The organism is Micromonospora sp. NPDC023956, assembly GCF_040639195.1.
Classification (GTDB): Bacteria; Actinomycetota; Actinomycetes; order Mycobacteriales; family Micromonosporaceae; genus Micromonospora.
Genome location: NZ_JBEZZN010000004.1, coordinates 521,519 through 535,082, shown reverse-complemented (window position 1 = coordinate 535,082; position 13,564 = coordinate 521,519). Strand labels below are relative to the sequence as shown.

General features: G+C 72.1%; 11 protein-coding genes. 4 read left to right on the top strand and 7 right to left on the bottom strand.

Annotation, left to right across the window (positions count from 1 at the left end; translation table 11 throughout):
• Positions 1 to 18 precede the first annotated feature (18 nt).
• Positions 19 to 195 carry a hypothetical protein gene (locus tag AB0F58_RS11990; RefSeq protein WP_357141673.1) on the bottom strand — a complete coding sequence of 59 codons (177 nt, stop codon included), beginning with the start codon at positions 193 to 195 and terminating at the stop codon, positions 19 to 21.
• Between the two features lie 7 nt (positions 196 to 202).
• A complete protein-coding gene (gene uvrB / locus AB0F58_RS11985) occupies positions 203 to 2,311 on the bottom strand; it encodes an excinuclease ABC subunit UvrB (protein ID WP_357141670.1) in 2,109 nt (702 codons plus the stop codon).
• Between the two features lie 302 nt (positions 2,312 to 2,613).
• On the opposite strand from uvrB, the gene AB0F58_RS11980 reads away from it, so the two are divergent.
• On the top strand, positions 2,614 to 4,122 hold the full coding sequence (locus tag AB0F58_RS11980; RefSeq protein WP_357141668.1) for a hypothetical protein: 1,509 nt from the start codon (positions 2,614 to 2,616) through the stop codon (positions 4,120 to 4,122).
• Positions 4,123 to 4,150: 28 nt separating this feature from the next.
• On the opposite strand, the gene coaE is transcribed toward AB0F58_RS11980, so the two are convergent.
• Together coaE and rpsA are read right to left on the bottom strand one after the other, a co-directional pair.
• Positions 4,151 to 5,332, bottom strand: a complete 1,182-nt coding sequence (coaE, locus tag AB0F58_RS11975) for a dephospho-CoA kinase (RefSeq protein ID WP_357141665.1) — start codon at positions 5,330 to 5,332, stop codon at positions 4,151 to 4,153.
• A 111-nt stretch (positions 5,333 to 5,443) separates the two neighbouring features.
• A complete protein-coding gene (rpsA, locus tag AB0F58_RS11970; RefSeq protein WP_357141664.1) occupies positions 5,444 to 6,934 on the bottom strand; it encodes a 30S ribosomal protein S1 in 1,491 nt (496 codons plus the stop codon).
• A 346-nt stretch (positions 6,935 to 7,280) separates the two neighbouring features.
• Between rpsA and AB0F58_RS11965 the strand changes: the two genes are divergently transcribed.
• From AB0F58_RS11965 to AB0F58_RS11955, 3 genes are all read left to right on the top strand, one after another.
• The gene (locus AB0F58_RS11965; protein ID WP_357141663.1) at positions 7,281 to 8,087 is read left to right on the top strand and encodes a class I SAM-dependent methyltransferase; all 807 of its coding nucleotides are present in this window, start codon (positions 7,281 to 7,283) and stop codon (positions 8,085 to 8,087) included.
• 91 nt (positions 8,088 to 8,178) lie between these two features.
• Positions 8,179 to 8,397: a DUF2945 domain-containing protein gene (locus AB0F58_RS11960; RefSeq protein ID WP_357141660.1), complete on the top strand. Its 219-nt coding sequence runs from the start codon at positions 8,179 to 8,181 to the stop codon at positions 8,395 to 8,397.
• Positions 8,384 to 8,815, top strand: coding sequence for a DUF3140 domain-containing protein (locus AB0F58_RS11955; protein WP_357141658.1), 432 nt, complete (start codon positions 8,384 to 8,386; stop codon positions 8,813 to 8,815). The genes AB0F58_RS11960 and AB0F58_RS11955 overlap by 14 nt, the downstream gene beginning before the upstream one ends.
• Before the next feature lie 165 nt (positions 8,816 to 8,980).
• On the opposite strand, the gene polA is transcribed toward AB0F58_RS11955, so the two are convergent.
• The 3 genes from polA to AB0F58_RS11940 form a co-directional block, all read right to left on the bottom strand.
• Positions 8,981 to 11,680 (bottom strand): DNA polymerase I, encoded by a 2,700-nt coding sequence (gene polA / locus AB0F58_RS11950; RefSeq protein WP_357141655.1) that lies wholly within the window; start codon positions 11,678 to 11,680, stop codon positions 8,981 to 8,983.
• A gap of 106 nt (positions 11,681 to 11,786) precedes the next feature.
• Positions 11,787 to 12,599 carry an amino acid ABC transporter ATP-binding protein gene (locus AB0F58_RS11945; RefSeq protein ID WP_357141653.1) on the bottom strand — a complete coding sequence of 271 codons (813 nt, stop codon included), beginning with the start codon at positions 12,597 to 12,599 and terminating at the stop codon, positions 11,787 to 11,789.
• On the bottom strand, positions 12,592 to 13,563 hold the full coding sequence (locus AB0F58_RS11940; protein ID WP_357141650.1) for an amino acid ABC transporter permease: 972 nt from the start codon (positions 13,561 to 13,563) through the stop codon (positions 12,592 to 12,594). Before AB0F58_RS11940 ends, AB0F58_RS11945 begins: the two co-directional genes overlap by 8 nt.
• Position 13,564: the final 1 nt, after the last annotated feature.

Genomic DNA, 13,564 nt, shown 5'->3' with positions numbered 1-13,564 from the left:
AGTCTGCGCCGACCACGGTCAGCCGGGCTCGGACGGATGTGATCCCGCGCCGAGCAGGTCGGTCGGCCTCGCCCCGGCGGACTCGTGGAAGTCGCGGATCAGGTGGGACTGGTCGTAGTACCCGCACCGGGCGGCGGGGGTGGCCCAGCCGGCCCGGTCGAACCCGGCGCCGGGAGCGGCCGGCGTGCCCGTCACCGGGGCCTCACTTCACCCCCGCCGCGTTCATGCCCCGCAGCTCCTTCTTGAGCTCGGCCACCTCGTCCCGGATCCGGGCGGCCAGCTCGAACTGCAACTCCCGGGCGGCGGCGAGCATCTGGTCGTTGAGCTCCTGGATGAGCTGGGCGAGGTCGGCGCGGGCCATCCCCTCGCGGGACGGGCCGGCGGTCGGCCGGATCCGGCTGCGGGTCTCCTTGACCGGGGCCTTGCCCCGGGAGAGCTGCCGCACCGCGCCACCGACGCGGTTGTCGGTCTCGGTGTCCTCCGCCTCGCGGTAGATGTCGTCCAGGATGTCGTGGATCTTCTTGCGCAGCGGCTCAGGGCTGATCCCCAGGGCCTCGTTGTGCGCGATCTGCTTGGCCCGCCGCCGGTTGGTCTCGTCGATCGCCTCCGCCATCGAACGGGTGACCTTGTCGGCGTACATGTGCACCTGCCCGGAGACGTTCCGGGCCGCCCGGCCGATGGTCTGGATCAACGACCGGCCGCTGCGCAGGAAGCCCTCCTTGTCGGCGTCGAGGATCGCCACCAGGGACACCTCGGGCAGGTCGAGGCCCTCCCGGAGCAGGTTGATGCCGACCAGCACGTCGTACTCGCCCTTGCGCAACTCGCGCAACAGCTCCACCCGGCGCAGCGTGTCGACCTCGGAGTGCAGGTAGCGCACCCGGATGCCGTTCTCCAGCAGGTAGTCGGAGAGGTCCTCGGCCATCTTCTTGGTCAGCGTGGTGACCAGCACCCGCTCGTCGCGTTCGGTACGCAGCCGGATCTCGTGCATCAGGTCGTCGATCTGCCCCTTGGTGGGCTTGACCACGACCTCCGGGTCGACCAGGCCGGTCGGGCGGATCACCTGCTCGACGTACTCGCCCTGGGCCTGCTCCATCTCCCACGGGCCGGGCGTGGCGGAGAGGAAGACCAGCTGGCCCACCCGCTCCAGGAACTCGTCGAACCGCAGCGGCCGGTTGTCGGCCGCGCTGGGCAGCCGGAAGCCGTGGTCGATCAGCATCCGCTTGCGGGAGGCGTCGCCCTCGAACATGCCGCCGATCTGCGGGATCGTCACGTGCGACTCGTCGACCACGGTGAGGAAGTCGTCGGGGAAGTAGTCGAGCAGGCAGTGCGGCGGGCTCCCGGGCAGCCGACCGTCGATGTGCATGGAGTAGTTCTCGATGCCGGAGCAGAAGCCCACCTGCCGCATCATCTCGATGTCGTAGGTGGTGCGCATCCGCAGCCGCTGCGCCTCCAGCAGCTTGCCCTGCCGGTCCAGCTCGGCGAGGCGCTCGGCCAGCTCCGCCTCGATGTCGCCGATGGCCCGCTCCATCCGCTCCGCACCGGCCGCGTAGTGCGAGGCCGGGAAGATCAGGAAGTGCGGCACCTCGCGCACCACGTCACCGGTGACCGGGTTGAGGTAGTAGAGCTTCTCCACCTCGTCGCCGAAGAGTTCGATCCGCAGCGCCATCTCCTCGTACGCCGGGATGATCTCCAGGGTGTCGCCCCGGACCCGGAACGTGCCGCGCTGGAAGGCCATGTCGTTGCGGGTGTACTGGATCTCGACCAGACGCCGCAGGAGCTGGTCGCGGTCGACCTCCTGCCCCACGGTGATCCGGACGGCCTGGTCGAGGTACTCCTCCGGGGTGCCCAGACCGTAGATCGCCGAGACCGTGGCCACCACGATCACGTCCCGCCGGGTGAGCAGGGACATGGTGGCCGAGTGCCGCAGCCGCTCGACCTCCTCGTTGACCGACGAGTCCTTCTCGATGTAGGTGTCGGTCTGCGGGATGTACGCCTCGGGCTGGTAGTAGTCGTAGTAGGAGACGAAGTACTCCACCGCGTTGTGCGGGAGCAGCTCGCTGAACTCCTTGGCCAGCTGGGCGCAGAGCGTCTTGTTGGGGGCGAGAACCAGGGTCGGTCGTTGCAGCCGCTCGACCAGCCAGGCGGTGGTGGCGCTCTTGCCGGTGCCGGTCGCGCCGAGCAGGACCGTGTTCCGGTCGCCCCGGCGGACGCGCCGCTCCAGGTCGTCGATGGCGGCGGGCTGGTCGCCGGCCGGCTGGAAGTCGCTGACGACCTGGAAACGCTTGTCGAGACGGGGGATGTCGAGCGCCATGACACCCACGGTACGCCGCCGGTGTGACACCCCGAGCCGAACCACGGCAGCGGTCCTGACCAGCTTCGATATTCGCATTGTGGGCTACATCTCACCACGCTAAGGTGTGCACCGTAGGCCGCTCGCGGCGGCCGACCGGGCCGGGGCCCGGCCCTCGTCGGCCGACCCGGAACGGCGCAAGGGGTCGCGGCACCCGGCTCGACCGGCGTGCGCCCCCGACGTGGTCGCGCGACGCGCGCCGACCGGCCGCCGCGAGCGCCCCTGCACGTCACCCCAGCCCGGCCGGGGCCGTTCAACCACTCGTGGAGACATCGCCCGACCCGGGATCCGGACCCGCACCCGCACCGGGCGACGCCGCTCCGGACGGCCACGGCGACCAGGACGGCGGCGCGGCGGCCCGCCGCGGACCGGACCCCGGCAGCCGGGCCCGCCGGCGTCGTACCCTCCTGGTCGGGCTCGGCGCGGTGGCCGCCGTCGCCGCCACGGCGCTGGTCGCCGGGCTGCTCAGCTGGCGGCCCGACCCGCCGGAACCGGCCCGTGCGCTCACCGTCGCCGAGGCCGAACGGCTGGCCGCCGTCCGGGTCACCAACTACCGGGACGGACGGGCCCGGCTGCGGGCCACCGTCGGCCGGGACGGCGACCGCGTCGAGACGGTCGGCTGGGTCGACTGGACCCGGTCGGTGATCTACCTCGACGTCGGTGGCCCGGGGGCCGGGCCGCTCCGGGGCCTGGTACAGGCGACCCCCGACCTGGTGGCGGTCCGGCCCGACCCGGCAGCCGTGCTCACCCCGGCCGTTCCGCCGATGGTGCCCCCGGCCGACAACTGGCGGATCCGTGACCTGCCGGACCAGCCAGCGGTGGCCGCCCTCCTCGACCTGCTCTTCGCGCTGTCGGCCGACCGGCCCGACCCGGTCGCCCGGTTCGACGCCGCCCGCTGGGTGGCCCGGGACACCGTCGACCGCACCCCGGTCGACGTCTTCCGCACGACCGGCACGACGCCGGGACCACCGGGCTTCCCGGTCGACGGCACGCCCGTCCGCCCGCCCTCGGCCGACGGGTGGCGCTACTGGGTGGACCGGGACGCCCGGCTGCACCGGCTGACGGCCCGGCTCCCCGACGCCGTCCCGGTGACGCTGGACCTGGACCGGTCGCACCGCCCACCGCTGCACCCGGTGGCCGCCCTCGGCGGCGCCCCCGGGTTACCCCGGGACCTGACCCGGGCGGAGGCGGAGCGGCTGGTCCGGATGCCCGGCCGGAACCGGGCCCTGGGCGGTACCGCGCTCGTGCTGGCCGTCCCCACCGGCACCGGCGCGAACCTGCGCGGTGGCGGCTGGCTGGACTGGCGGGGCCAGGTCGCCTACCTCGCCACGACCGACCTCGACGCCCCGCGGCAGCGGACCCTGGCCCGCCACGACCGGTCGGGCGTGACCCGGACGAAGATCCCGGCCGGGGACGAGGCCCCGGACGCCCGGCCACCGCTGCCACCGCCCCGCGAACCGCGCTGGGAGCGGGTCCGGACCGGATCGGGCGAGCTGGACCTGCTGGTCGGGGCGGCGCTGCGGGCCGCTCTGGAGGCGCCGGACCCGCACCGGGCCACCTGGCTGCGCCGGGACAGCGCCGACAAGCGTCCGGTGGACGTCGTCGAGGTACCCGGCGAAGGAGCGCCGCTGCGCTACTGGCTCGACCGGACCGGCGTGCTGCGCCGGCTGGAACTGCGCACCGGGGCCGGCGCGTGGGCCCAGATCGACCTGGTGCAGGCACCGGTGCCCCGGCTGCCCGCGGTTCCGGTCCCCCGGCCGTCGGCCCGCTGATCCGCCGGCACGGCGCCGGCCGGTCGGGTCAGGGGCGCCAGCCGGTGCGGGCGGCCCACTCCTCGGCGCGCACCTGTTCCTCGTCGAACCAGGGTTCCTTGGCCGTCCCGTAGCCGGCGCTGTCCGTGGTCGCTGCCGCCGCCGCCCGCTTCGCCGCGAGGTAGGCGGCCCGCTGCTCCGGGTCGGCGCGCAGATGGTCGCGCATCAGCAGGGCGTACCGCCAGCCCGGCGAGCCGACCTCACGGACGTGCAGGTGGACCCGCCGGCCCGGATCGGCGCTGCCGTGCAGCCGCTTGTCCCAGGGCGGACCACCGGCCGGACGCGGGGTGTCCCACCAGCGGCCCGGGAAGCGCGGGAACCCGGCGGCGGTGAGCCGTTCGGCGAGGTCGCCGTCCGCCTCGGCCAGCGAGGGCACGGCGAGTTGGATGTCGATGACGTCCTTCGCGGGCAGACCGGGGACGGCGGTCGACCCGATGTGGTCGATCCGCACCTCGACCGGAGCCGCCGCGTGCCGGATCCGGGCGGCGAGCCGTTCGTACTGCTGCGGCCAGGTCGGGTCCGGATCGACGAACCGGACCTGCCGGACGTGCACCGCCCGCTGCTCGCGCACGTTCCGCTCGTAGGGCCGGAGCCGCTCGTGCCAGAGCGCGTCGACCACGGCGTGCAGCTCGTCGAGGGTGCCGTCGTTGGCGAGCACCACGTCGGCCACGGTCCGGCGGCGGGCGTCGTCGGCCTGCGCGGCGATCCGCCGTTCGGCCTCCGCCCGGCTCATCCCCCGGTCCCGGCCCAGCCGGGCCAGCCGGATCTCCGGCGCCGTCTGCACCACCACCACCAGGTGGTACGTCGGAGCGAGCCCCACCTCGACCAGCAGCGGTACGTCGTTGACCACGACCGCGTCCGGCGGCGCGGCCGCGACCAGCTCGGCGGAGCGGGCCCGCACCCGGGGGTGGGTGATCGCCTCCAGTCGACGGCGCGCCGTCTCGTCGCCGAAGACCAGCGCCCCGAGGCCCGGCCGGTCGAGGGAACCGTCGGGGGCGAGCACCTGCGCGCCGAAGGTGGCGACGATCTCGGCGAGCCCCGCGCTGCCCGGGGCGACCACCTCCCGGGCGATCCGGTCCGAATCCACGACCACCGCGCCGAGTTGCGCGAAACGCGCCGCCACCGCGCTCTTACCGGAACCGATGCCGCCGGTCAGGCCCACCTTCAACACCGCACCAGTGAACCCGATCCGTCCCGCCCGGCCAAACCGAGGGGACGAAAAGGGGAAGGCCCCGTCCGCCGGGGGGAGCCGGGGACGGGGCCTTCGGGTGGTGCCTGTGGACTACTTGCCGCCGGCGAGCTTCTCCCGCAGCGCGGCGAGCGCCTCGTCGGTGGCGAGGGTGCCCGACGGCTCCTCGTTCTGCCGGCTCGGGGCCGGGCTGGACGAGGAGGTGGTGCCGCTGGTGACCGGGGGGGCCGGGTTGGCAGCGGCCTCGGCGTCGGCGGCGCGGGAGTTCTGCACCTGCTTGGTGTGCGCCTCCCAGCGCTGACGGGCCTCGGCGTACTGGTTCTCCCAGGTCTCGCGCTGCTTGTCGTACCCCTCGAGCCACTCGCCCGTCTCCGGGTCGAAGCCCTCCGGGTAGATGTAGTTGCCCTCGTTGTCGTAGGTCGCGGCCATGCCGTAGAGGGTCGGGTCGAAGTGCTCCTCGCCCTCGACGAAGCCCTCGTTGGCCTGCTTGAGCGAGAGCGAGATCCGCCGCCGCTCGAGGTCGATGTCGATGACCTTGACCATGACCTCGGAGCCGACCTGGACGACCTGCTCCGGGATCTCGACGTGGCGCTCGGCCAGCTCGGAGATGTGGACCAGACCCTCGATGCCGTCGTCCACCCGGACGAACGCACCGAACGGCACCAGCTTGGTGACCTTACCCGGCACGATCTGCTGGATCGCGTGGGTACGGGCGAACTGACGCCACGGGTCCTCCTGGGTCGCCTTCAGCGACAGCGAGACCCGCTCGCGGTCCAGGTCGACGTCGAGAACCTCGACCTCGACCTCCTGGCCCACCTCGACGACCTCGGACGGGTGGTCGATGTGCTTCCAGGACAGCTCGGAGACGTGCACCAGACCGTCCACGCCGCCGAGGTCGACGAACGCACCGAAGTTGACGATCGAGGAGACGACGCCCTTGCGGACCTGCCCCTTCTGGAGCTTGTTGAGGAACTCGGTCCGCACCTCGGACTGGGTCTGCTCGAGCCAGGCCCGGCGGGACAGGACCACGTTGTTGCGGTTCTTGTCCAGCTCGATGATCTTGGCTTCGAGCTCCCGGCCGACGTACGGCTGGAGGTCGCGCACCCGACGCATCTCGACCAGGGAGGCGGGCAGGAAGCCCCGCAGCCCGATGTCGAGGATGAGGCCGCCCTTGACCACCTCGATGACCGAGCCGCGGACGACACCGTCCTCGTCCTTGATCTTCTCGATGGTGCCCCAGGCCCGCTCGTACTGCGCCCGCTTCTTCGAGAGGATCAGACGCCCCTCCTTGTCCTCCTTCTGGAGGACGAGGGCCTCGATGTGGTCGCCGACAGACACCACCTCGGCCGGGTCCACGTCGTGCTTGATCGACAACTCCCGAGAGGGGATGACACCCTCGGTCTTGTAGCCGATGTCGAGCAGGACCTCGTCCCGATCGACCTTGACGACGGTGCCTTCGACAATGTCGCCGTCGTTGAAGTACTTGATGGTCTCGTCGATCGCGGCGAGGAAAGCTTCCTCGGAACCGAGATCGTCGTGGGTGACCCGGGTGGCGCTCGAGGGGGCCTCGATGCTGCTCGTCATGTGGGCGGTTGCTCCGGTCGGATGGTGTGTCACAGCAGGCTTGTGTCGCAGTGACCTGTTCGCGCCAGCGGATCCGCCTCCGGGCACACCGAACGATCGCCAAATGAGATCATGATGTGGCTCCGTTGACCGCGCGCCTGCTCCCTGCCGAGACACACGATCCGCGAGCGCATCCTCTAGCCTACCGGGTGCATTACCACAGCGTGCAAGCCCTCCCACCCGCAGCGAGGCGCGTCAGCTGCGAAAGCCGAAGAATCGCCCCCAATCCCCCACTTCTGTAACAGGCGTCACAGCCTCGACCGGCACCGCCGACGGCAGTGAGGTGGGCGGGGCCTAGCGTGGTCGCGTGGACGACGACAACCGGGTGCTGCGCCGCCGGGTCGGTGACGCCGAGGCGCGCCGGGCCAACCGCCGCTGGTGGGACGCCGACGCCGACGACTACCAGGCCGAACACGGCCACTTCCTCGGCGAGGTGGACTTCGTCTGGTGCCCGGAGGGACTGCGCGAGGCCGACGCCCGGCTGCTCGGCGACCTCGCCGGCCGGCGGATCCTGGAACTCGGCTGCGGGGCCGCGGCCGCCGCCCGGTGGCTGGCCGCCCAGGGGGCCGTGCCGGTCGCCCTGGACCTTTCCGCCGGCATGCTGCGGCACGCCGCCCGGGCCGCCGACCGCACCGGGGTACGTGTCCCGCTGGTGCAGGCCGACGCGCTCGCCCTCCCCTTCGCCGATGCCGCCTTCGACACGGTCTGCACGGCGTTCGGCGCGATCCCGTTCGTGGCCGACTCGGCGGCGGTGATGCGCGAGGTGGCCCGGGTGCTGCGGCCCGGCGGGCGGTGGGTCTTCTCGGTCACCCACCCGATGCGCTGGATCTTCTATGACGACCCCGGGGAGGGCGGGCTGACCGCCGTGCACTCCTACTTCGACCGGTCCCCCTACGTGGAGCAGGACGAGCACGGCGTCGCCAGCTACGTCGAGCAGCACCGGACCCTCGGGGACCGGATCCGGGAGCTGGTCGGGGCCGGGTTCCGCCTGCTCGACCTGGTCGAACCGGAGTGGCCGGAGGGACACCAGGGGATCTGGGGCCAGTGGAGCCCGCTGCGCGGCCGGCTCTTCCCCGGCACCGCCATCTTCGTCACCGAGAAACCGGCGAGCTGACCCCGTCGCACCCGCTGCCGCCGCTCGCCGAGTCCACTCCTCGACGCCGGCGGCCCGGTTTCCGCGCACCGGCGCCGGGTAACCGGCGGGCATGGCCGACAGGGAGTTCCGCGAGGGCGACCACGTCTCCTGGGCCAGCCACAGCGGCCGGGCTCACGGCGTGGTCAAGGAGAAGCTGACCGACCGGACGCACGTGCGGGGGCACACGGTGAACGCGTCCCCGGAGCACCCGCAGTACCGCATCCGCAACGACGACTCGGGTCGGGACGTCGCGCACAAGCCGGAGGCGTTGCGCCATGAAGAGCGATGAGCAGGACCGGGACACCTACCGCGAGTTCACCGACGCGGTGAACATGAAGCCCGGCGAGCTGTCGAGGTGGCTGGAGACCGAGGAGTCCCAGCACGTCGGCTGGCGCCGGAAGGGTAAGCAGAGCGGCGAGACGGTCGGGCACGAGTCGGGCCGACGAATCGTCAACCTGCTGCGCCGCAAGCGCGCCGAACTGTCGGAGGCCGACTTCCGACACATGCGCAAGGTCATCGGGTACGTCCGCCGGCACATGGCCCAACGCCCCTCCGGGGACGTCCGCGACACAAGGTGGCGGTACTCCCTGATGAACTGGGGTCACGACCCGCTCAAGGCGCCGCTGCCGCCGCCCGGCGGCCCCTCCCGCCGCGCCCTGGAGCGGCACGGCACCCCGCCCGCGTCCCGCCGCGGCCCGGCCCGCTAGCCACGACCCCGGAACTCCGCACTCCGTCGATCATGGAGCCGAGGCACGTGATCGGTGACGATTGCGAGGTTCGGGCAGTGCCGGAAGTCCATGATCGACAGGGCGACTGGGGCCGGGGTTGGGGGTGGGGCCGGGGCTGGGAGGGCGGCGTGGGCGTGGGGGCCGTCAGTGGCCGGCGCTGTTCCAGTCCCGCCCCTCGCCCACGGACACCTCCAGCGGCACCGAGATCGGGTACGCCCCGCCCATCTCCCGCCGCACCAGCGCCTCCAGCGCCTCCCGCTCCCCGGGGGCCACCTCGAAGACCAGTTCGTCGTGCACCTGCAACAGCATCCGTGACCGCAGTCCGGCGTCGCGCAGCGCCGTGTCGACGTGCAGCATGGCGAGCTTGATGATGTCGGCGGCGGAGCCCTGGATCGGGGCGTTGAGCGCCATCCGCTCGGCCATCTCCCGGCGCTGACGGTTGTCGCTGACCAGATCGGGCAGGTAGCGGCGGCGGCCCAGGACGGTGGAGGTGTAGCCGTCCTGACGGGCCCGGTCGACCACCGTGCGCAGGTAGTCGCGGACCCCGCCGAACCCGGCGAAGTAGTCCTCCATCAGGCTCCGGGCCTCCTCGGCGGTGATGCCGAGCTGCTGGGACAGACCGAAGGCGCTGAGCCCGTACGCCAGGCCGTAGTTCATCGCCTTGATCTTGCGCCGCTGGTCGGCGGTGACCTCCTCGACCGGCACCCCGAACACCGACGAGGCGGTCACCGCGTGGAAGTCGGCCCCGGAGTTGAACGCGTCGATCAACGCCTCGTCACCCGAGAGGTGCGCCATGATCCGCATCTCGATCTGGCTGTAGTCGGCGGTGAGCAGGCAGTCGTACCCCTCGCCGACCACGAACGCCCGGCGGATCCGCCGTCCCTCCTCGGTGCGGATCGGGATGTTCTGCAGATTCGGCTCGGTGGAGGAGAGCCGGCCGGTCGCGGCCACCGTCTGGTTGAAGGTGGTGTGGATGCGGTCGTCGTCGGAGACCGACTTGAGCAACCCGTCGACGGTCGACTTGAGCTTGGCGACGTCCCGGTGCCGCAGCAGGTGCGCCAGGACCGGGTGCTGGGTCTGCGCGTAGAGCCACTGGAGGGCGTCCGCGTCGGTGGTGTACCCGGTCTTGATCTTCTTGGTCTTGGGCAGGCCCAGCTCCCCGAAGAGGATCTCCTGGAGCTGTTTCGGCGAGCCGAGGTTGAACTCCCGGCCGATCTCGGCGTAGGCGGCCTGCGCGGCGCCCTTCACCTCACCGGCGAAGTGCGCCTCCAGCTCGTGCAGGTAGTCGGTGTCGGCGGCGATGCCGACCCGCTCCATCGCCGCCAGCACCCGCATCAGCGGCAGCTCCACCCCGGCCATCAGCCGGGCGGACTGCTCGCCGTCGCGGGACAGTTCCGCGTCGATCGCGTCGGCCAGGTCCAGGGTGGCCCGCGCCTGGAGCATGAGGTTCTGCTCGGCGACGCCCTCGTCACCCAGGCCGTCCAGGGTCAGCTGGCCGGTCTCCGGCACGTCCACCCGCAGCTCCCGGTGCAGGTAACGCAGCGCCAGGTCGGTGAGGTCGTAGGAGCGCTGGTCGGGACGGGCCAGGTAGGCGGCGATCTGGGTGTCCCGGTGGATGCCGGCGAGGTCCCAGCCGTGCGCAGCCAGCGCCAGCACCGCCGGCTTGCTGTCGTGCAGCACCTTGGGCCGCTCCGCGGCGCCGAGCCAGGCGGCCAACGCCGACTCGTCGGCCGGCGTCAGGCCGGCCGGGTCGCACCAGGCCGCCGCGCCGGCCCCGGTGGCCAGGGCCAGCCCGACGACCGAGGCGGTGTGCCGGCGGTTCGGGCCGGTGTCGAGCTTGACCGCCAGCCCGACCGGCACGTCGGCCGCCGCGTGGCCGGCCAGCCACGCCGCCAGGGCGCCCGGCTCGGTGAGCAGCTCGCCGGTCAGCTCGAAGCCGGCCTCGGCCTCCGGCTCGACCGCCTCCAGGTACTGGTAGAGCCGGTCCCGCAGGATCCGGAACTGGAGCGTGTCGAAGACCTGGTGCACGGCCTCCCGGTCCCAGCCGGTCCAGCGGGCGTCCTCCGGGCGCAGCGGCAGGTCGAGGTCGGCGACCAGGCGGTTCAGGTCGTAGTTGCGGAGCACGTCGGCGAGCCGTTCCCGCAGGCTGTCGCCGGCCTTGCCCTTGATCTGGTCGGCCTGGGCGACGACCCCCTCCACCCCGCCGTACAGGTTGATCCACTTGGCGGCCGTCTTCGGCCCGACCCCGGGCACACCGGGGAGGTTGTCGCTGGTCTCACCGACCAGCGCGGCGAGGTCGCGGTAGCGCTCCGGACGGACACCGTACTTCGCCTCGACCGCGTCGCCGTCCATCCGGGCCAGGTCGGAGACGCCCTTGCGGGGGTAGAGCACGGTGATCTTGTCGTCGACGAGCTGGAAGGCGTCCCGGTCGCCGGTGGAGATCAGCACCGACATGCCCTGGTCGCGGGCCTGGCAGGCGAGGGTGGCGATGACGTCGTCGGCCTCGTACCCCTCCTTCTCCACCACCGGGACCCGCAGCGCGGCGAGGACCTCCTTGACCAGGCTGACCTGGCCGACGAAGTCGGCCGGGGTCTCGCTGCGGCCGGCCTTGTACTCGGCGTACTTGTCGGTGCGGAAGGACCGGCGGGAGACGTCGAAGGCGACCACGAGGTGGGTCGGCCGCTCGTCGCGGAGCACGTTGATCAGCATCGACGTGAAGCCGTAGACCGCGTTTGTCGGCTGCCCGGTCGTGGTGGAGAAGTTCTCCACCGGGAGGGCGAAGAAGGCCCGGTAGGCCAGCGAGTGGCCGTCGACGAGGAGCAGGCGCGGGGTCGTAGCTGTCACGGAGGCGACTCTAGCCCGTACCCCCGACAGCCCCCGGCGCGACCGGCCCGTACCGGATCCGGACGCCCGGGGTGCCGCGGCGGTCGGCTCCGCCGCGGCACCCGGGTCACAGCACCCGGGCCAGGAAGTCCCGGGTGCGGTCGTGCCGAGGGTTCGCGATCACGTCGCGCGGGTGGCCGGACTCGACCACCACACCGTCGTCCATGAAGACCAGCGAGTCGCCGACCTCCCGGGCGAACCCGATCTCGTGGGTCACCACGATCATCGTCATACCGTCCCGGGCCAGGTCCTTCATCACGTCCAGCACCTCACCGACCAACTCCGGGTCGAGTGCGCTGGTCGGCTCGTCGAAGAGCATCAGCTTCGGCCGCATGGCCAGCGCCCGGGCGATGGCGACCCGCTGCTGCTGGCCGCCGGAGAGCTGGCCGGGGTAGTTGCCGAGCTTGTCGCTCAACCCGACCCGGTCCAGCAGGGCGGCGGCGCGGTCCCGGGCCGCCGCCTTCTTCTCCCGGCCGAGCAGCACCGGTGCCTCGACGACGTTCTCCAGGACGGTCATGTGCGGAAAGAGGTTGAACCGCTGGAACACCATGCCGATCGCACGGCGCTGGGCGGCGACCTCCTTCTCCCGCATCTCGTGCAGCTTGCCGCCGCGCTCCCGGTAGCCGATCAGCTCGCCGTCCACCCAGATCCGTCCGGCGTTGATCTTCTCCAGGTGGTTGATACAGCGCAGGAAGGTCGACTTCCCGGAGCCGGACGGCCCGAGCAGGCAGCACACCTCGCCCGACCGCACCTCCAGGTCGATGCCCTTGAGCACCTCGACCGAACCAAAGGACTTGTGCACCTGCTCGGCGCGGAGCATCGGACCGGCCCCCGGGTCGGTCCGCGTTCCGGCCGGCGCCGTCCCGGTCGCCTCAGCCATCCGCCTTCACCCCTCCGCTCTCAGCGGTCAGACCCCGCAGCCGGGTCTTCGCCCGCGCACTGCGGCCGACGCCCCGGGAGAAGTGCCGCTCCAGGTAGTACTGCCCGACCAGCAGCACGCTGGTGAGCAGCAGGTACCACAGGCACGCCGCCACGTACATCGGGAAGACCTGGAAGGTCCGGGTGCCGACGCCCTTGAGCTGGAAGAACAGCTCGGTGGAGACCGGCACGAAGGCCACCAGGGAGGTGTCCTTGAGCATCGCGATGGTCTCGTTGCCGGTCGGCGGGATGATCACCCGCATCGCCTGGGGCAGCACGATCCGGCGCAGGATCTGCGACCGGCGCAGGCCGAGCGCCTGGGCGGCCTCGGTCTGTCCCTCGTCGACGGACTGGATACCGGCCCGGACGATCTCCGCCATGTACGCCGCCTCGGAGAGACCGAGCGCGAGCATGCCGGCGACGAAACCGGTGAGGATGTCGACGGCGGAGAAGCCGAAGAGCCGCGCCTCGAAGTCGTCCACGCCGAAGAGCGCACCGAGCTGCCGGTCGAAGGGGAGCCCCACCTCGATCCGCGACCAGAGGATGCCCAGGTTGCCGAAGAGGATCGCCAGCACCAGCCGGGGCACCGCCCGGAAGAACCAGGTGTACACCCAGGAGACCCCGCGCAGGATCGGGTTCTCCGACAGCCGCATGATCGCGACGACGATGCCGAGCCCCACGCCGATCAGCATGGCCAGCACGGTCAGCGCGATGGTCCCCCGCAGCCCCTCCATGATCGGCGGGCGGAACATCTCGTCGACCATGAACGACCAGTTGAACGCCTTGTTCGTCACCAGCAGGTGGACGAACATGGCCACCAGCACCCCGATGACGAAGACCGCGATCCATCGCCCGGGGCGCCGCACGGGCACGGCGCGGATGGGTTCCGGCCGTGCCCGCTCGGTTGGTTCCGTTCCGACCGACATG